The organism is Bacillus sp. N5-665 (assembly GCF_022637375.2).
Classification (GTDB): Bacteria; Bacillota; Bacilli; order Bacillales; family Bacillaceae_G; genus Bacillus_A; species Bacillus_A wiedmannii.
The window spans coordinates 1641025-1660129 of record NZ_CP093325.1 but is presented as its reverse complement, the minus strand read 5'-3'; the positions used below and the strand labels follow the sequence as shown (position 1 = coordinate 1660129).

Sequence of the window (19105 nt, the reverse complement as noted above, 5' to 3'; positions counted from 1 at the left end):
GTTTTATACATACAAAGGTTAGTTCTATGAACTAACCTTTGCTATTTCTCTATTTATTTTTTTAGAGAAGCTTCATATTCTTTATACTCTTTATCTGTAGCCGGTACTTTAATTTCACCGTCTGTAATTTTCTTTTCAAATTCTTCTACTTTTGTTAAAATTTCAGGGTTAACTTTTTTCACGTTATCAGTTGTTTTTGAAATACCAATACCGTCATCTTTTAAGCCAAACGCTTCAATTTTTCCACCTTTTAACTTTCCATCTTTTGCTTCTTTAGCTACTTTTTCTACAGCTACATCAACGCGTTTTATCATTGAAGTTAATGTTACATTTTCAGGCATACCTTCTTGATGTTGGTCACGGTCAACACCGATTACCCAAACATTTTCACCTTTTTTCTTACGATTTTTCGCTTCAGTGAACACACCGTTACCTGTACCACCAGCAGCATGATAAATTACATCTACACCTTGACCGTACATTGCTGAAGCAAGAACTGTACCTTTTTCAGGTTTATCAAATGCTTCTGCATATTCAGATACGATTTCAATGTTTGGATTTACTGCCTTTGCACCAGCTTTAAATCCATTTTCAAATTTACTAATTAAATCACTCTTCATTCCACCAACAAATCCTACTTTATTCGATTTTGTTGACATAGCTGCTACCGCACCTACAAGGAATGATCCTTCATGATCTTTAAATGTAATGCTTGTTACGTTCGGTGCATCTACAACCGTATCAACAATTGCGAATTGCTGTTTTGGAGATTCTTTTGCTACTTCTTTAATTGCACCTTCTAATTTATAACCAATTCCGAAAGATAAATCATACTTATCTTTTGAAAATTTCTTTAAGTTTGGAATATAATCTGCTTCTTTTTCAGACTGTAGGTAACGATAATTTGTCTTTTCTTTTAATCCATTATCTTTACCAAACTTTTTTAATCCTTCCCAAGAAGATTGGTTGAATGATTTGTCATCAACGCCCCCAACATCCGTAACCATACCAACCTTAAACTCTTTATCCCCTTTTTTGTCACTACTCGCTTTATCCGAGTTACCACATGCACCTAAAACCGCACTTGCTGCTAATGTTAATGATAATAAAAGACCTGTTTTTTTCTTCATACTAGAAACCCCTCCTGAAATGATTTGTCTATTTTTTTATACGCTGCTGTCCCTAACTTCTTGCTGTCACCTCCCTAAAAAGGAACTTACCTACATACGTTTTCTTAGTACGTGGAAGCTAAACTTATCAGCTCTAAAGTAATTGATAGAATATAAGATCGGCTCATCATTTTGATCATAGTGCATTTGTTTCAATACTAGCAGTGCTGTTTCTGGCTCACATTCTAAAATCGGTGAGATTTTCGGATGATAGCCAATTGGCTCGATATGAGCAACCGCATATGTTATGCGCTTATGCGTGTTATTATGTATCACCGTTAGTAACGATTCTTCATTGTATCCCGATAAATCCGGCAATATTTCTTTTGCAAGTTTATCGATACAATATACAACAGGTTCCCCATCTGCTGTACGTACACGCTCAATCATCACTGCATTAAAACCATCTTCACTATTAAACTTCTCTTTTTCTTCTTCTGTTAAACTTGTTGTAGATGATGATAAAAAGATAGTTCCTGGTGTTTTCCCCACACTAGAAATCATATCTGTAATACTAGAAAGTTGTTCAATCCCTGAAGAAAATAACGGCTTGGCATTTACAAATGTTCCTACACCATGTCTACGAATGACAACATTTTCTTCTTCTAAAATACGCAGCGCTTCCCTTAAAGTCGCTCTACTTACGCCAAGTTCTTTCGCTAAATCAAACTCTGATGGTAGCTTCTGTCTTTCTTTGTAAGCTCCATCTTTAATTTTTTCTTTGATGTGATCAATCACCCGTAAATATAGGTGACGACTATCGGATTTTACTGACATAAGACTCCCCCGCATTTCAATTATTCGACCTCTGATGTAAGACTTCTTTTCTCTTTTTTCAACTTACAACATAATAAAATCACTAAATACTAAAAATAAGCATAATTGTCGAATAAATATTAATAATTTTTTAAGATGAAATTTTCACTCTTTACTGCATAAAAAAAACTTTGCACCATAAACATTCCTCATTTCGAGAAAAAGTTCGGCACAAAGATCTCTTACATCCTTTGTTACACACTTTTCCCCTCATAGTCCAGCAATTCATGGTTGCCGGGTAGAAACTTATGGACCTTATCTCCAAGATTATATGAGGCAGTGATTCTTTTCGAAGTAATCTTACCACTTGCTCCCATACGTGTCAACAAAATTTAACATTTTTCTACATTAAATATCGAACATTTATTAAAAACATAATCAAAGTATTCGTATTCTAAAGAATCGCTTTAGATGTAAGCCCTTTCTTTATTGTTGAATATAGTATATAACAAAACTAGCATATAAAAAAGCCTAATTGTAAAAAACAATTAGGCTTTTTTTATGAACTTTTTTCTTGTACATCATTAATGAGTACTTCTCGTGGTTTACTACCTTCATACGGACCTACTACACCATTCATTTCCATTGCATCAATTAAACGGGCAGCTCGCGTATAACCTACTCTAAACCTACGTTGCAACATAGAAACAGATGCTGTTTGCATTTCCACTACGAGCTGAACTGCTTCATCATATAATTCATCTTCTACTTCCTGCTTCGTATCAGGAACATCTTGTGGAATCATATCTTCTTGATATTGCGCTTTTTGCTGACCAATAACATACTCTACAACTCTCTCAACTTCATCATCGGATAAAAATGCACCTTGTACACGTACTGGCTTCGATGCACCAATTGGTATAAACAGCATATCTCCACGACCTAGCAGTTTCTCTGCACCACCACCGTCAAGAATTGTACGAGAGTCCGTTTGAGAAGATACAGCGAATGCAATACGTGATGGAATATTCGCTTTAATAACTCCCGTAATAACATCAACCGATGGACGCTGCGTCGCAATAATTAAATGAATACCAGCCGCACGAGCCATTTGTGCTAAACGCATAATCGCATCCTCTACATCTGATGAAGCAACCATCATTAAATCAGCTAACTCGTCCACTATTACTACAATATAAGGTAATTCCGGTTGTTTCGCTTCTGATTGACTATTATGTTCTTTAATATGATCATTATATCCTTCAATGTTACGCGTGCCACTATGAGCAAATAACTCATAACGTCGTTCCATTTCACTCACGACTTTTTTCAAAGCTTGTGATGCTTTTTTCGGATCAGTTACAACTGGTGTTAATAAATGCGGAACACCGTTATATACATTTAACTCTACCATTTTCGGATCAATCATCATTAATTTTACTTCATGTGGTTTTGCACGCATTAAAATACTAACAATAATACCATTAATACATACACTTTTCCCGCTACCTGTCGCACCAGCTACTAGTAAATGGGGCATTTTATTTAAACGCGCTAATACAGCTTCACCTGTAATATCTCGTCCAAGACCAATTAACAACTTCTCTTCCGGATGATTATTAGCCTTAGAATCAAGAACTTCTCTAAGCGTTACCATAGAAACTTCTGAGTTCGGAACTTCAATCCCTACAGCTGATTTCCCGGGAATAGGTGCTTCAATACGAATGTCTTTCGCAGCTAAAGCAAGTGCTAAATCATCACTTAAACTAACGATTTTGCTTACCTTTACTCCCATATCAGGATATACTTCATATTTTGTAACTGCAGGACCTCTATGTACTTTTGTTACTTTCGCTTTCACTCCAAAACTTTGAAATGTACGTTCTAATTTACGAGCATTCTCATAAATTTCTGCATTTTCATTTGTAACTTGCTTATTCTTAGGAAATTTCAATATATCAATTGCAGGAAGCTTATAATCTTTATTTTCTACATTTGAAAATTGCATTGGCGGGGCACTTGTTTCCGCCTCTAAAGATTCTACAATCTTTTCTCCACGCTTTTTCTTAGATTCTTCAACAGGCGGAGCCTCTTCAATAGACGGTGAAGTTATTAACTCTGCTTCCTGTTCTTCGCCAATTCGTTTATCCTCTTGTTCATTTACTGGATAATTCTCAGTGAAATTCGAAATAATGGGAGGATCAATTGAAATTTCTTCCATCGGCTCAACAATTTCTTCTTGTTCCACAACACGTTCGCGCCTCGTACTTCTTGTTGTTTTTTTCTTTTCTGTTTGTTCAGCTGTCCTTTTGGATCTCCAATCTTTATAATCCCCTTGCATTACTTCAAATTGACTTCTAAGGATTCTTCCTACAGGGGCAAGCACTTCCCCAATATGCTTATTTGTTATACAAAGTATGCCGAGAATAACTAAAATAATACCAATGATATAAGCTCCTACTTCGTCAAATAAGAAGTAACACGTCGCGAACATAAGCGCACCAAACATGCCACCACCTAAATGAACGCTATCTGGACCCTTTTTCATTTCAAGAAAGAAGTTATCTTTCGTACTCACGATAACAGAAGTATTTTGCACTGCTCCATCTTTCGTAAGAAGGTTAAATAATGTAATATGACTAAACATTAATATCGCCAATACTATTAAATAAAAACCAATTAACCGTTTATTTAATAGGTTTGGCCATCCGCGTTTGATAACAAACGAAACCGATAAAGCTATTACACCTAACACACCAATTATGTACCACTCACCAAAGAAGAAGCGAAAAAATAACACAAACGATTTCCCTACAACGCCTAGCTGTAAAATCGTAATGATTGAAAGTGCAAAAAGAGTTAAACCGACGATTTCATAATACAAAGTTGGCTTTATCGTGCGTCTTGCTTTTGCCTTCGTCCCTCTTTGCTTTTGTTTTGCCATTTCTTCACCTCGTGTTCTACATGTAAGTAGGGCTTCCTTAAAAAAGCTCTACTTATATGTCTGTTTTCTCTATTTTTCAGGTCTTATATCTTCTATTTTTACACTTCTTGTAAATTGTTAAATAAACAGAAGAAAGCAGCCCTCTCATGGCTGCTCAACCGTCTTGTTTTTTATATTATACCATAGCTTCTAAACAAAATCCTTCTTTTTGCTAAAAGGTTATTTTCTGGCCGGGCTCAAACTCTAAGTAGTGTAGCGGATCCGTACTTAACACACGTACAATAGAATAACACCCATGTTCTTCTTCAGAAACCATTAATTCAACACCGTTTATATTTACAACTTTTTGGCTTTCACATTGCGAATAATCAGTTGGATATACAAGTTGCTCTGGCATAATTGTGTATAAAATCATTGTAACATTTTCCCTTCTGCACTATCATCCATGCGAGCATCTATTAATTCATTCAGCTTTCGAATCGCATTCCCAATACCACCGACATCATCTATGAGACCATATTTTACTGCATCGCCACCAATTACATTCGTCCCAATATCTCGCGTCAAATTCCCTTTCGCAAACATAAGTTCTTTAAAACGATCTTCGGTTACTTTCGAATGCTTCGTCACAAATCGAATGACTCTTTCTTGCATTTTATCTAAATACTCAAATGTTTGCGGCACACCTATAACAAGACCTGTTAGACGAATGGGATGAATTGTCATCGTCGCAGTTTCCGCAATAAATGAATAATCCGTAGAGACGGCGATTGGTACACCGATAGAATGCCCTCCGCCCAGAACAAGTGATACCGTTGGCTTTGAAAGCGAAGCTACCATCTCAGAAATTGCTAATCCTGCTTCAACGTCACCTCCGACCGTGTTTAATATTAAAAGCAAACCTTCAATTTTCGGATTTTGTTCTATCGCAACAATTTGCGGAATAATATGCTCATATTTTGTTGTTTTATTTTGCGGCGGCAACTGAACATGACCTTCCACCTGCCCAATGATTGTTAAACAATGAATACTCGATTCATTCATTTGTGGTACATTCGTTTGCCCTAGCTGTTGAATTTTTTCCACTATCGAGGCTTCTTTCCCAGTTTCTTTCGGCTCAGCCTCTTTCCCTTCATTTGTATAACGATCACGTTCTGTCATATCGCATCCCCTTTCACTCGTATATAACTATTATTTCTTAAGTTATAAATTTCATTCGATAGAGTTTAAAAAGAAAAAAAGATCACCCGTAAAGGTGATCTTTTTTATACTTCCATAATAATCGGTAAAATCATAGGTTTTCTCTTTGTCTCTTCGTACAAGAACTGCCCTAATAATTCACGAATATTTTGTTTTAACATAGACCATTCAATTGAATACTCTTTAATCGATTGCTCAACAATCATACGTACAATCTCTGTAGAGCGGTCAATTAACGCTTCTGATTCACGAACATACACAAAACCACGTGAAATGATTTCTGGACCAGAGATAATTTTCTTTTCATCTTTACCAAGTGTTACAACAACTACTAATATTCCATCTTGAGATAACATTTTTCTATCTCGAAGAACGATATTACCAACGTCACCTACACCTAATCCATCAATTAACACATTACCAGCTTGTACTTTGCCAACTAAGTTTGCGTCATCGTCACCAAAAGCAATCACATCACCTTTTTCTACGATAAAGATATTCTCTCTTGCAATACCTACATCTTCAGCTAAATATGCATGTGCTTTTTGCATACGGAACTCACCATGTACGGGTACAAAATATTTCGGTTTCATTAAATTTAACATTAACTTTAATTCTTCTTGGCTACCGTGACCTGAAACGTGAACTTTTCTTTCACCGTAATAAATAACATCAGCTCCAGCTCTAAATAACAAGTCAATAATTTTCGATACAGATATTTCATTACCTGGAATTGGAGAAGCCGCAATAATAACCGTATCACCTTTACGAATTGAAATTTGTTTATGAGCTTGCTTCGCCATTCTAGAAAGGGCTGCCATCGGTTCACCTTGGCTACCTGTCGTTAAAATAGCTACCTTTTTCTCTGGGAAATTGTCTACTTCTTGTAGTGAAATAACCATACCTTCTGGAACATCTAAATAACCAAGACGTCTTGCGATATCTACTACTTTCACCATACTACGTCCTACAACCGCCACTTTTCGTCCTGTTTCAGCAGCTGCATCAAATACTTGTTGAATACGATGTACATTCGATGCAAATGAAGCAACGATAATACGTCCTTCTGCGCCGTAGAACACTTTAGAAATTTCTACACCAACTTCTTTTTCAGAACCTGTATAGCCTGGACGCTCAGCATTTGTACTATCAGATAATAAGCACAGTACGCCTTCATTTCCGATTTGTGCCATTTTTCCAAGGTCTGCTCCACTATTTCCAATTGGAGTTTGATCGAATTTAAAGTCTCCCGTATATACGATAGCACCTTTTGATGTATGGAAACAAACACCAACAGAATCTGGAATACTATGTGTCGTTCCAAAGAATGACACCGTTGTAGTATTAAACTCTACTGTTGAATTTGAATCGATTGTTTTTAAGTCTACACGGCCTAACATACCCGCTTCGCCAAGTTTTTCTTGTATAAGTCCTACTGTTAATTTCGTTGCATACACAGGAATTGATAATTTACGAAGTACGTAAACAATTCCACCAATATGATCTTCATGACCGTGAGTAATAAATAAACCTTTTACTCGCTCTTGGTTTTCCACTAAATATGTAATATCCGGAATAACGATATCAATTCCAAACATTTCATCTCCCGGGAACATTAACCCTGCATCTACAATAAAGATTTCAGAATCAATTTCAACACAGTACATGTTTTTCCCGATTTCACCTACTCCACCAAGAGCAAATACTTTAACAGACTCATTCTCTTTTCTCTTCATGTTGTTGCCTGGTTTAAAAATCTTTCAAACACTGATTTCACTAAAATTGCAGAGACACCAGGGGAAACTCTACAACCACCATATATTCACCGTCCAAGACGAATGTCCTTACCGTTATGCGATATCATGTCCTTGTTTATTTTTTAAACCAGGTTTCACCTCTCTTTCATTATATAAATCAAATATCTTATTCGATATGATATGAAAATGTAATCAAATTATAATTTTTACCAATTTTGCTAAGCATACCCGTACTAAGCTACTTAGCCATATTATACCTGATACAAGAAATAGAACACAAGTTAAATCGTGCGAAAGAAGAAGTAAAAGAACGGAATTACAACAAAAATATCGAACGTATTTCCTTTATATTTACTCCGATTTTATACTCCATATTATTTTGAAGAAATAGCCATACATACGCTAAATTAATTTCATAATATGGATTTTCAAGACTTATTTTTCTAGAATCGAACAAAAACACTTATAAAATGAAGCTTTTTTATGAATCACGTCACATTTGAGACAATCCCTCTACAAAACAGAATCGATAGTTTATTACGTTTATACAAATGTTTATCCTATAATAACTATGATTTTTTGATTCATTTAAAGGTGTACGATTATTTTCTTATACATGTTGCAACACATAATGAAGAAGCGGTTAAACAAGTGGCATAATATGATCTTATAAGAACACATGTAGGTGAGAAACGAGAGGCAAAGATTTTTATAACATAAAAAAATAACCTAGTTCTACACTAGGTCATTTTTTATTAACGAGGGATAGATTGCATAACAGATTGTAACGTTACTCTTTCTTCTTCTGTTAATGGAAGAAGTGGTAAACGTACAGAACCTACATCTAATCCAACCATTTGTAACGCTGTTTTTACTGGCGTTGGGCTTGGCGCCATAAATAATGAATCCGTTACTCTTACAAGTAATTGATGTAATTTTTGCGCCTTTTTAAATTCTCCTGCTTGGAATGCTGCAATCATTTCTTGCATTTCATTTCCAATCACATGAGATGCTACAGAAACGATACCTTTCGCTCCAACTGCCATAGCTGGTAACGTTAAACCATCATCACCGCTGTATACTGCAAAGTCGTCCGCTGTTTTTTCAATGATTTCTGTCATTGTTAGCACATCGCCGCCTGCATCTTTAATCGCAACAATGTTTTCTATTTCTGATAAACGAACAACTGTATCAACGGAGATTTGTACAATAGATCGTCCTGGAACGTTATATAGCATAACCGGAAGCGGCGTGCTTTCAGCAATTGCTTTAAAGTGCTGATACATTCCTTCTTGACTCGGTTTGTTATAATACGGTGCTACTAGCATTACTGCATCAACACCAACCTCTGTTGCCTTTTTAGTTAAGTCAATAGAAGCATGCGTATTATTACTACCTGTTCCAGCGATTACGGGCACCCTTTTATCGACAACAGATACGACATGGCGATATAACGCTACTTTTTCTTCTGAAGTTAATGTAGGAGATTCTCCTGTCGTTCCTCCTACCACGATTGCTGTTGTACCGTTATCTATTAAATAATTTACCAATTTCGTTGTCTTCGCAAAATCGATATTTCCGTTTTTATCAAACGGAGTTACCATCGCGGTTGCAATTGTCCCAAAATCTATCATGGTCTCACTCCTTATTGTTCCAGTTGCTTTTCTTTTGAAAGCTCAAACGCACTATGTAATGCATTTACAGCCTCCACTAAATCAGTTTCTTTTACAAGAACCCAAATTGTCGTATGGCTATCTGCCGATTGCAGAATTTGAATACCTTTTTCCGCTAAAGCTGTAACGATTTTCGCAGTAACCCCTGGGTATCCTGCCATTCCAGCTCCTACAATAGATACTTTTGCACAATGCTCTGTCACAATTGGCTCATATCCAAGGTTTTTTAATAATTCAACTGCACGACTTGATACACTATCACTCACCGTATAAGCTACCCCAGTAGGTGAAATGTTAATTAAATCGACACTGATTCCTTCATTCGCCATTTCTTTAAACACATGCTGTTGTAAATCATATGCTGTTTCTTTTGCCAGCACTTTAATTTGCGTCACATTTGATACATGAGCGATACCTGTAACAGGACGTTCTTCTACATCACGGCCTTTTGTCGCACCGTCCGATGCTGAAATAAGCGTACCTTCACTATCAGAATACGTAGAACGTACACGAAGTGGTACTTTTGCATGCATCGCAATTTCAACTGCACGTGGATGCACGACTTTTGCACCTTGATATGCCATGTTACAAATTTCATTGTATGTTACCGTTTGAAGATGACGTGCATCTTTTACAATGCGAGGATCCGCAGTCATAACACCTTCTACATCTGTAAAGATATCAATAAATTCAGCATGAAGCGCAACACCTAATGCAGAAGCTGAAGTATCGCTACCTCCGCGTCCAAGTGTTGTCGTATCACCTTTTTTCGTTTGTCCTTGGAATCCTGTAACGACGATTACATCTAGATTTTCTAGCTCTTCATGTATACGATCGCAGTTCATTTCAATAATCTTAGCATTTGTAAAATCATCATTTGTTACAAAACCAGCTTGTGCACCATTTAATGCTGCTGCTTTTATACCGTTCTCATTTAACATGTTAGAGAAGACGATTGCTGAGATTAATTCTCCGCATGATAATAATAAATCTTGCTCACGATTAGAAATGCGAGATTCCTCTTGATTTACAAGACTTAACAAAGTATCAGTTGCATATGGTTCACCTTTACGGCCCATAGCAGATACGACAGTAACTACTTTATAACCCGCATCTAGCGATTTTTTTATATGATGAAGCGCATGCTTACGTCCATTTTCATCACGTACGGATGTGCCACCAAATTTTTGAACAATAATTTTCATATTTTGCACCTTCTCTTAGCCGTTTACACTAATTGTAATTTTACTAAGCGCTCTGCAATTTGAACAGAATTCCATGCAGCGCCTTTTAATAAGTTATCAGATACGACCCAAAGATGGAATCCTTTATCGTTATTTAAATCTTTACGGATTCTTCCAACGAATACTTCGTTTTTACCTACTGCAGTAGCTGGCATTGGATATAACTGCTCTTCTGGGTTATCTTGCAGAACGATACCTTCCGCATTTGCAAGTAAGCTCTTTAATTCTTCTACTGTTACGCCTTCTTTTTCCACTTCGATGTAAACAGACTCAGAGTGACCTGATACAACCGGTAAACGTACACATGTTGCCGCTACTTCTAATTCAGGCATATGCATAATTTTTTTCGTTTCATTAATCATTTTCATTTCTTCAAACGTAAATCCATTATCTTGGAATTTATCAATCTGTGGAATCGCGTTGAAAGCAATTTGGAAATGTTTCTTATCACCTGATACAGGTAAAACATTCGCCTTTACTTCTTCACCATTTAAAATTGCTTGTGATTGTTCATGAAGTTCTTCAATCGCTGCCGCACCAGCACCTGATACAGCTTGATATGTGGAAACGATTACTCGTTTTAAACCATATTGCTGACGAACTGGCTCAAGAGCTACTACCATTTGAATTGTAGAACAGTTTGGATTTGCAATAATACCATTATGTTCTTTTAAGTCGTTTTCATTTACTTCAGGTACAACAAGTGGCACGTTTTCTGTCATACGGAATGCACTTGTATTATCAACAACAATCGCACCGCGTTTTGCTGCTTCTGGCGCTAATTGTTTTGATACAGATCCACCAGCACTAAATAGTGCGATATCTACTCCTTCAAAACTTTCAGGAGTTGCCTCTTGAACTGTAAATTCTTCGCCTTTAAATACAAGTTTCTTACCTGCAGATCGTTTAGATGAAAGTAACGTTAACTTCCCGATTGGAAATTCTCGTTTCTCTAAAGTATTTAACATTTGTTCACCAACTGCGCCGGTTGCTCCAACTACAGCGACATGAAAAGTTTTTTGCTTTTCCATCACTATGCCCCTTTCTAGATACCAATCCTTCTATAACTTAGAATCAGAAGGAGTATACAATACCCCTTCTAATCTTAATAACGTTAATTTTATCATATTCTACAGTAAGAATGATGGTTTCATCAAAAATTGTCCGTTTTTTTTCGTTTTTTAATTCATATATCTGAATTTTTCTACGACAACCGGTTGCAATTGCTTCCCTTGCAGCGCTTCTAATACTGTATCTTCAAGCAGCTCCATACGAGCTACCATCGAGTTCGGTTTTTTCTCTGGTGCATCTTGACCGAATGGGACGAAGTAGATGTTTTTTGTAGCCATTAGGCGCATGAGGTTGACTCCAACAGGGTGATAACAAAAGAAGGAGTTTTTTATTTCTTCAATTATATATATAAATCATGATTAGTTAAATTGTTATAACTTTATATGGAAGCAAAAATTCTAAAGTATATATTTTATTATTTCATAAACAACCCTAATATCTCTAAAGTTTGATATAATAATATCATTATTATTTCATCTAGGAGGTTTTTTATTTGTTTAGTGCATTAACATTTTTATTTTTACTATTCTCAGTGCTAGCAATAATTGCATTGATTATAGGTCTAATTAAACCAGGGAAAGTAGTTCGTTTTGGCAACAAAAAAACAAGAGGTCTAGTTATATTAATTTTCTTACCGATATTATTCATTTCGTTTATTTTAACAGGTGTATTTGCTAATAAGTCAATAAATCCAGAAGAAAGAGCTGCAATTGATAAAAAAAGAACTGAAGAAAAAGTATTAAAAGAAAAACAAGAGCAAGAGAAAAAAGCGAAGGAAAAAGAAGAACAGGAAATGAAAGCTAAAGAAGAGAAAAAGGCTGCTGAAGAAAAACGTAAACTTGAAGAAGCTCAAAAACAAGAGGAACAGCGTAAACTCGAGGAAGCTCAAAAGCAAGAGGAACAGCGTAAACTTGAGGAAGCTCAAAAACAAGAGGAACAGCGTAAACTTGAAGAAGCTCAAAAGCAAGAGGAACAGCGTAAACTTGAAGAAGCTCAAAAACAAGAGGAGCAACGTAAACAACAAGAGGTTCAAAAACAACAGGAATCAACTAGTAAATCTACCATTAGTAACAGCGGTGCTAATGAAAGTTTCTCAAATTGTACAGAATTACGTAAAAAATATCCGAATGGAGTACCATCTTCTCATCCGGCATACAGCGCTAAGTTAGATCGTGATAAAGATGGATTTGCTTGCGAAAAAAATTAACCCTAAAATGAACAGATACTAAATTCTACAGTAAAAATATAACTACTACATAAAAAGTAGGTGTTTAAAATAAAAAGAAATTCTACCTTTATGAAAGTCATTCGTTCAATCTTCAACGCATTTCGTTTGTTGAGTAAAATCATGAAACCTATATTAAAAGCATTATCTAAAAGTAAATTTTAATTCTCAAAAAAATTAAAATCCCCTTCTGCATATGAGTGCACAAGGGGATTTTTCACTTATTCTATTTATTCTACAGACATTGAATATAAATATAAAAATAAGAGACGGTGTATATTTACACTAACATATACAAATATAATAGTCAACAAAATAAGTATCTACATATAGAACCTGATACTTTTTCATCAAACTATTCTTTTGTTTTATTTAATTTCATACCACCAATCTTTACGTTCAAGCCAGCCCTTCATACCATTTAATTGTGCATCACTAGTTGGTTCGGTAACAAAATACGTTAAGCCATCTGGTTTTAAAAAGAAATTCGCAGTCATTTTCACAGATGTTAAGGCCTGCATAGCATCCTGCACTTCATATGGTGAAAAAGCTCCTGATTGGATGATGTTTTGTTTAGGAACTTGCGCTTGCTCTTGTGCTGCTTCGGTAAACCAAGACAGTGATTTATTCCCTATAAGTGAATTTAGATCACATTTACCAATACCAGGCACATTCCCTGTTTCAGTGTACTGCCAAATATCACAAGGATATGCTGGCTTATTACCGCCATAACGTGGAATCCATACAAAGTCACAATTCACATTAGCCATTCCAAATGGAGCGTACATATGATGGCCAACGTATAAACCAACTTTTTTAGCTCCTAATCGGTATAACTCATCGATAAACGCTTGTGTCCCTACTCTCATGTCATCCATTGTTTTCACTTCTACATCCGCAACCCAAACCGTAGCATTTTTATCACCGCGACTCCAGAAGTCTTGCGCTTCTTTCTTTGCATCAGTAATGGAAACAAATCGACAAAATGCATAGTTACCGAAAGGAATGTTATGCTGCTTTATTGCTTGTACATATCCTTTATACAATGGATCTACATAATTTGAACCATCTTGTACACGGGCGATGATAAAATTTACGTGTTGCTTTGCTACAGGCCAGTTAATGTCACCATTCCATTTTGAAATATCAATAATATGTCCCATTACTTAACATCTCCTTTTCTCTCTTCTTGTCTTTGTTTACCACCTAAAATCTCAACTGCGTTTGTTAAAGCTTGCGGGAGTGGAATACCCATTCGACCAGCGTTTTCTAAAAGTGAAAGTAACTCATTACCCATGAAGAAGAAAATAGTCGCTTCACGAATTGCACTGTTACTTCCAAGTACTTGATCTAGTTGAGCGGATGCTCCGACCAAAAGAAAAAGCACCACCTTTTTGGCGATGCCTTTGAAACCAACTTTACTTTTTAATTCTCCGTTATATCCTGCTGCAATCATACCAGTTAAATAATCAATAACCGCCATCGTTACTAAGATTTTCAATGTTGCATCCCATCCTCCCAAGAAATACCCACAGAAGCCACCAAACGTAGCTACAAATGCTTTCAATAATACGTCCATACGATCCATCTTTTCATCTCCTTATTTAGAATAAAAAAAGAGAGACGCTTGTCTCTCTTTTCTCAAAAACCATTCAATTCTATTAACACAATTGAGTTTACTTATCTATTTTATCAAGATCATCTGATAATTTCTTTAAAATATCACGTGCTTCTTTCTTCTCTTCATCTGTTAATTTAGCATTCTTACTTTTCGCTTCAAGTGATTTAAGTACTTGCATGTATGTACTATCTTTAGTACATACAGTGTCTGTATAAGAGTCGCCAATAGCGACTAATGAATAATACGTTTCTTTAGGACCGTTGTTATTTGGTTTTGGCACATATCCAATCATATATAAAGTTCCATCTTTATCAATGCTTATAGAATCATTTGAAGAACCAGGATGAAATGTTGAAAATGGCATCTTCCATTTTAGTGTTCCATCTGGATTTACTGCGAATAATGCTTGCTTTGAATGGACATAAACTACACCATTTTTATCTATTATTGGTGAGTTCCCAACTCCTCCACCCGCTGAATATTGCCACTTTAATGTGTAGTCTTGATTATACGCAGTTACCCCGCTACCTCCAGCTATATAAATTGTCCCATCCGTCGAAGAGATTGTAGGAGCAGGTCTCGCACCTATCTCACTTCGCTTCCACTGCTTGATTAGATTTCCATCTTTATCAAAAACATGGATAACAGATCCACCATTTATATATAATTCATTATTTAATCCTAAAGAAAAACCTGGATTCCCCCCATTCCCCTTAGCCTTTTTATTCCATAATTCTTTACCATTTTTATCATGGGCATAGAGAAAATAGTTTTCGCCACTTGAAAGTAAAGTGTAAATAGTTCCATCTTTTGACATAAGTGTAGAATTTTTACCACTAGTAGCTTCTTTAAACATCGGACTTGATTCCCATTTCTTTGATCCATTCGAGTTATAAGCAGTTATTGATTTTGAATTATATACATAAACTGTACCTTCACTATCTATAATAGGAGTATTATAAGTATTTACATCTTTAACTTGCCACTTAATGGAACCATCGGGATTTAAAGCTGTTAGTTTTCCTTTTACAACATAAATAGTTCCATCTTCTGCTATAACCGGTGTACTATTTAAATATGTTACATCATCTTTAATCCATTTAATGGAACCATCTTTATTTAACGCATGCAATTTCCCATTGTAGTTTCCAATATAAATCGTCCCATCACTTCCAATTGCTGGTGGAGCACTAAACAATTGAATACCACCATTTTCTTCATAAAGCCTGTATTCCCATTTCACTTTACTTGTTTCTGTTCCAGCATAAGGTGAGTTCTTGTTCCAGTTCTGTCCAAATGGAAATTCAGCTTGCAGATTATACTTTCCTTGTTCGAATTGTTCACCTTGTGTGCTTGTGGTTTCTGCTTTTGTCATTGAATTAGGATGTAATCCTACCATCAATGCAAACAGAAGCATCATTAACATAAACTTCTTTTTCATAATATACCTCCTAAATGTGATATTAAATTGGATACATAACGCTAACAATTATATCATTATTACTTTATATTGTGATTAAATAATTTTAAAGCGTTTAACAAAAAAAGAAATCCTGTCATCTACTTGTTATAAATCACTATATTTCCCTCCTTTAATTACCATTTCCCATAAAGAATCTACTAGATTAGATATAAAATACACTAGATAAAAGAAAAGCATCCCTTCGAGTGCCTATAAAAGCCGTATTTTGTTCAAAATAAAAAAGACTAGCTTATAACTACTCTGCAGGTTCCGTTTGACTAACTGTTGTGCTGCCTTCACCAGTTTCTCCTGGTGGTTTTTCTGATTCTTTCGATTCTTCTTTAACTGGGACAGGAACAACCTGTTTTACATCAATTCGAGAGAAGATATAATCACCAATTACGACTGTAATTGTATTATTATTGTTTAATTGCTCGTTTAGATAAATTGGATCATAATCGTTTGTTGTAATCTCAATCACTTTCCCAGCATTTGTATGAACTGCTACCCTTTTAGCGCCTTCTACATCAATGGTGTTTAATGGAATAATACGTTTAACATCAATACGTTGGATAATGAAATCACCAATTAATACTGTGATTAAATCGTTGTCGTTTAGTTTCGTATTCAGTGCTTCTGCATTATATACTTCAGTTTGTACTTTATGCTTTAATCCACCTTGTGTATGAATTTCAATTGTTTGCATATGTTATCAATCTCCTTCTCTATTTTTAATCATTTATTTTAATACGTGCCGCCGCTTCTTGATTGAATAAACAGCCGCCCTGTAACAGTAGCGTTAATTCTTGCTAAACTATTTGGTGTAATCTTAATTTCAACATAACGGCCACGCTGAAGTTTCCCCTCATCATCCTTCGCTAAATAAGGAATTAAATTTATATCTTGTCCGCGTATCGAATCAAACGGCAACTTATTCCCATCAACTTCAATCGTCACTTTTGATGGCGTTTCATATAATTCAAAAATACCAAACTCAATTTCGTGAGTATGATCTGGTAACGTTATATTGTGCGTATGATTCGGTATGTTGATGTCGTGCGTATGGTTAGGAATACTAATGCTATGGCTATGATTTGGTATATTAATACTATGTGTATGGTTAGGTATTGATATATCATGTGTATGACTACCACTAGAACCATGGGTATATAAACTAGCTCCTGTTCCTTTTGCATAAAATGAAGCCGCTGTAAATCTTCCGGGATCAGAAAAAGCTGTATACAGTCCTATATAGTCAGGTTCAGCAGGAACGATTCCTGCCCCATGAAACATCTTATGAACATGATCTCCTCCACCGCTTGATGCCCTTACCGTACCGCCACCAGCACTTGTTGAGCTTACCGTTGCTCCTCCAGAACTTGTTGAACCAACTGTTGCTCCTCCAGAGCTTGTCGAACCAACTGTTGCTCCGCCAGCTGATGTTGAAGCAACAACAGCTCCTCCGCCTTTAATAGCTCGTTCATACGCTCTAAACCGTAATGTTTCAAATGTAAGTATTAGCTGATTCACATTCTTTACATCATTTGGTATTTGAAATCTTATAATAGCTGGATGATCAGGGTCGCAGTTATCTTGGAATGGTTGGCTGTCTATATTAGTTGTCCCTTGAGAATACACTTCATTGACTTTCTGGCGCTTCTCAATATCTGCTTGTATTGTCCCTATATCAGTCACTTTATTTTCTAATACAAGCTTTACATCAAGTGGATTACCAGTGACATCATCTTTTGGGCGGTTTATTACTCGTAAATCAACCCATATATTAAAATCCTCATCATATAAACGTACTAGCTTCCCGGTTTCATACTTTTCTATTTTGTATGGATCAATCAATTCATAATCAATCGCAACAATCTCATACGTAACTTTTGGCATACACGCTTTTAGTAACATTGCTTTTGCTGAAGCGTAAAGGGTTTTTGGGTCCTCAAATTTTCTATCAACCCAAATATAATCAAAACCATCATGTAACTCTCTGACGAAATCAGGAGCGTCTATATAAGGAATACCATTATTTACGCTTTTTATGGTGAGTTGGTTAACTCCCTCACCGTAACCAAGAGGGTAAATTCTTGTCATAACATCTTTAGCTTCTACTTTGCGCTTAATACCTTTCATATTTTTCCGGTATCGTAGTTCTCCAGTTATTTCATCGTTATATCGCACAAGGTTTAAAGTCCAAGGATAGGACGTATCGTCCCAAGTCCATTGGAATTTCTCATCAAATGGCTTTGGAATGCTATATATCGGGCCTAATATAGTATCTTCATTTTCCCAACTATATTGAAAATACTTTACGAAATCACATTGACCAAGTTTCCAATGCTTTATTCTCTGTTTGCTAAGGAGATACTCGATATTCTCCCTTGTGGTTAAATTAATTCTCTCGTGATAGCCAAAAAGCACGCTATCCATCAGTGTGGATAAAACGTGCTCACAGTCATAGGTAATTATTTTTCCATGCACTTCTCTTTCTTCTTCACTGTCCATAATACGGAACATGCCAATACGCTTACCGTTATCAAATATCTCCACATAATCAAACGTTTCAATTTCTTCTCGTTTCGGATCAGTAAATGGTAATGAAAAACCCGCCGTCCAAAGTTCATTTAGCGGCGGGCTGTACTTTATATTATATGCATTCTCGAGGTAAGCCTTGAGCTGCAGTTGTTTATTGTAGAGTTTTAGCAATGTATCACCTCATTCTAAAAATAATTTACATCCTCATTTATTAATAATAGAATATAAAAATAAAGGGGTGTACATATGAACATTTGTATTATTTGTGCAATTATTAGCTTACCGATTTTCCTCATACTAAAACCATTTATGCACAGATATGTCGATTGGTGCAAACGTCTTGATGAAGATGAAGATTATGATGAAATAGATCCATGGCCATAATAACCAATGCTTTTTGTTATTCTACACTATTTTTATAGAAAATCGAGGTGAGTGCACA

16 protein-coding genes, 1 pseudogene and 1 riboswitch are annotated in these 19105 nt (G+C 35.8%); of the genes and pseudogenes, 2 read left to right on the top strand and 15 right to left on the bottom strand.

Going from position 1 to position 19105, the window contains the following annotated elements; genetic code table 11:
- Positions 1 to 53 precede the first annotated feature (53 nt).
- From MNO09_RS11130 to spoVFB, 10 genes and pseudogenes are all read right to left on the bottom strand, one after another.
- Positions 54 to 1130: a BMP family lipoprotein gene (locus tag MNO09_RS11130; RefSeq protein WP_000730596.1), complete on the bottom strand. Its 1077-nt coding sequence runs from the start codon at positions 1128 to 1130 to the stop codon at positions 54 to 56.
- A 90-nt stretch (positions 1131 to 1220) separates the two neighbouring features.
- Positions 1221 to 1946, bottom strand: coding sequence for a GntR family transcriptional regulator (locus MNO09_RS11125; protein WP_000114176.1), 726 nt, complete (start codon positions 1944 to 1946; stop codon positions 1221 to 1223).
- Positions 1947 to 2178: 232 nt separating this feature from the next.
- Positions 2179 to 2280: riboswitch (purine riboswitch) on the bottom strand.
- Positions 2281 to 2484: 204 nt separating this feature from the next.
- The gene (locus tag MNO09_RS11120; protein ID WP_001118771.1) at positions 2485 to 4869 is read right to left on the bottom strand and encodes a DNA translocase FtsK; all 2385 of its coding nucleotides are present in this window, start codon (positions 4867 to 4869) and stop codon (positions 2485 to 2487) included.
- A gap of 211 nt (positions 4870 to 5080) precedes the next feature.
- A complete protein-coding gene (locus MNO09_RS11115) occupies positions 5081 to 5284 on the bottom strand; it encodes a YlzJ-like family protein (RefSeq protein ID WP_000605035.1) in 204 nt (67 codons plus the stop codon).
- Positions 5281 to 6030: a translocation-enhancing protein TepA gene (tepA, locus tag MNO09_RS11110; RefSeq protein ID WP_000139827.1), complete on the bottom strand. Its 750-nt coding sequence runs from the start codon at positions 6028 to 6030 to the stop codon at positions 5281 to 5283. Before tepA ends, MNO09_RS11115 begins: the two co-directional genes overlap by 4 nt.
- A 104-nt stretch (positions 6031 to 6134) precedes the next feature.
- Positions 6135 to 7805, bottom strand: coding sequence for a ribonuclease J (locus MNO09_RS11105; protein ID WP_000823079.1), 1671 nt, complete (start codon positions 7803 to 7805; stop codon positions 6135 to 6137).
- A gap of 776 nt (positions 7806 to 8581) precedes the next feature.
- Entirely contained in the window at positions 8582 to 9460 is an 879-nt protein-coding gene (gene dapA / locus MNO09_RS11100) for a 4-hydroxy-tetrahydrodipicolinate synthase (RefSeq protein WP_000564777.1), read from the bottom strand.
- An 11-nt stretch (positions 9461 to 9471) separates the two neighbouring features.
- Positions 9472 to 10704, bottom strand: coding sequence for an aspartate kinase (gene dapG / locus MNO09_RS11095; protein ID WP_000692477.1), 1233 nt, complete (start codon positions 10702 to 10704; stop codon positions 9472 to 9474).
- Between the two features lie 23 nt (positions 10705 to 10727).
- Positions 10728 to 11774 carry an aspartate-semialdehyde dehydrogenase gene (asd, locus tag MNO09_RS11090; protein ID WP_000414856.1) on the bottom strand — a complete coding sequence of 349 codons (1047 nt, stop codon included), beginning with the start codon at positions 11772 to 11774 and terminating at the stop codon, positions 10728 to 10730.
- Between the two features lie 150 nt (positions 11775 to 11924).
- A pseudogene (gene spoVFB, locus MNO09_RS11085) lies at positions 11925 to 12113 on the bottom strand (dipicolinate synthase subunit B); the annotation flags it as partial.
- 194 nt (positions 12114 to 12307) lie between these two features.
- Between spoVFB and MNO09_RS11080 the strand changes: the two are divergent.
- Positions 12308 to 13021 carry an excalibur calcium-binding domain-containing protein gene (locus tag MNO09_RS11080; protein WP_241950158.1) on the top strand — a complete coding sequence of 238 codons (714 nt, stop codon included), beginning with the start codon at positions 12308 to 12310 and terminating at the stop codon, positions 13019 to 13021.
- A 386-nt stretch (positions 13022 to 13407) separates the two neighbouring features.
- Here MNO09_RS11080 and MNO09_RS11075 read toward each other — a convergent pair whose 3' ends face one another.
- The 5 genes from MNO09_RS11075 to MNO09_RS11055 all read right to left on the bottom strand — a co-directional run bounded on the left by MNO09_RS11075 (position 13408) and on the right by MNO09_RS11055 (position 18834).
- Positions 13408 to 14202, bottom strand: a complete 795-nt coding sequence (locus tag MNO09_RS11075; RefSeq protein ID WP_241950157.1) for a GH25 family lysozyme — start codon at positions 14200 to 14202, stop codon at positions 13408 to 13410.
- Positions 14202 to 14627 carry a phage holin family protein gene (locus MNO09_RS11070; protein WP_241950156.1) on the bottom strand — a complete coding sequence of 142 codons (426 nt, stop codon included), beginning with the start codon at positions 14625 to 14627 and terminating at the stop codon, positions 14202 to 14204. The genes MNO09_RS11075 and MNO09_RS11070 overlap by 1 nt, the downstream gene beginning before the upstream one ends.
- Positions 14628 to 14715: 88 nt before the next feature.
- Positions 14716 to 16101 carry an outer membrane protein assembly factor BamB family protein gene (locus tag MNO09_RS11065; protein ID WP_241950155.1) on the bottom strand — a complete coding sequence of 462 codons (1386 nt, stop codon included), beginning with the start codon at positions 16099 to 16101 and terminating at the stop codon, positions 14716 to 14718.
- A gap of 277 nt (positions 16102 to 16378) precedes the next feature.
- Positions 16379 to 16828 carry a hypothetical protein gene (locus MNO09_RS11060; protein WP_241950154.1) on the bottom strand — a complete coding sequence of 150 codons (450 nt, stop codon included), beginning with the start codon at positions 16826 to 16828 and terminating at the stop codon, positions 16379 to 16381.
- Between the two features lie 38 nt (positions 16829 to 16866).
- Entirely contained in the window at positions 16867 to 18834 is a 1968-nt protein-coding gene (locus MNO09_RS11055) for a phage tail spike protein (protein WP_241950153.1), read from the bottom strand.
- A 75-nt stretch (positions 18835 to 18909) separates the two neighbouring features.
- On the opposite strand from MNO09_RS11055, the gene MNO09_RS11050 reads away from it, so the two are divergent.
- Positions 18910 to 19047 carry a hypothetical protein gene (locus tag MNO09_RS11050; RefSeq protein WP_241950152.1) on the top strand — a complete coding sequence of 46 codons (138 nt, stop codon included), beginning with the start codon at positions 18910 to 18912 and terminating at the stop codon, positions 19045 to 19047.
- Positions 19048 to 19105 lie beyond the last annotated feature (58 nt).

What these genes read in the sequence shown, in the direction of transcription:
- MNO09_RS11130 (WP_000730596.1), bottom strand. Translation starts at nt 1,130, where the DNA reads ATGAAGAAAAAAACAGGTCTTTTATTATCATTAACATTAGCAGCAAGT.
- MNO09_RS11125 (WP_000114176.1), bottom strand. Translation starts at nt 1,946, where the DNA reads ATGTCAGTAAAATCCGATAGTCGTCACCTATATTTACGGGTGATTGAT.
- MNO09_RS11120 (WP_001118771.1), bottom strand. Translation starts at nt 4,869, where the DNA reads ATGGCAAAACAAAAGCAAAGAGGGACGAAGGCAAAAGCAAGACGCACG.
- MNO09_RS11115 (WP_000605035.1), bottom strand. Translation starts at nt 5,284, where the DNA reads ATGATTTTATACACAATTATGCCAGAGCAACTTGTATATCCAACTGAT.
- tepA (WP_000139827.1), bottom strand. Translation starts at nt 6,030, where the DNA reads ATGACAGAACGTGATCGTTATACAAATGAAGGGAAAGAGGCTGAGCCG.
- MNO09_RS11105 (WP_000823079.1), bottom strand. Translation starts at nt 7,805, where the DNA reads ATGAAGAGAAAAGAGAATGAGTCTGTTAAAGTATTTGCTCTTGGTGGA.
- dapA (WP_000564777.1), bottom strand. Translation starts at nt 9,460, where the DNA reads ATGATAGATTTTGGGACAATTGCAACCGCGATGGTAACTCCGTTTGAT.
- dapG (WP_000692477.1), bottom strand. Translation starts at nt 10,704, where the DNA reads ATGAAAATTATTGTTCAAAAATTTGGTGGCACATCCGTACGTGATGAA.
- asd (WP_000414856.1), bottom strand. Translation starts at nt 11,774, where the DNA reads ATGGAAAAGCAAAAAACTTTTCATGTCGCTGTAGTTGGAGCAACCGGC.
- MNO09_RS11075 (WP_241950157.1), bottom strand. Translation starts at nt 14,202, where the DNA reads ATGGGACATATTATTGATATTTCAAAATGGAATGGTGACATTAACTGG.
- MNO09_RS11070 (WP_241950156.1), bottom strand. Translation starts at nt 14,627, where the DNA reads ATGGATCGTATGGACGTATTATTGAAAGCATTTGTAGCTACGTTTGGT.
- MNO09_RS11065 (WP_241950155.1), bottom strand. Translation starts at nt 16,101, where the DNA reads ATGAAAAAGAAGTTTATGTTAATGATGCTTCTGTTTGCATTGATGGTA.
- MNO09_RS11060 (WP_241950154.1), bottom strand. Translation starts at nt 16,828, where the DNA reads ATGCAAACAATTGAAATTCATACACAAGGTGGATTAAAGCATAAAGTA.
- MNO09_RS11050 (WP_241950152.1), top strand. Translation starts at nt 18,910, where the DNA reads ATGAACATTTGTATTATTTGTGCAATTATTAGCTTACCGATTTTCCTC.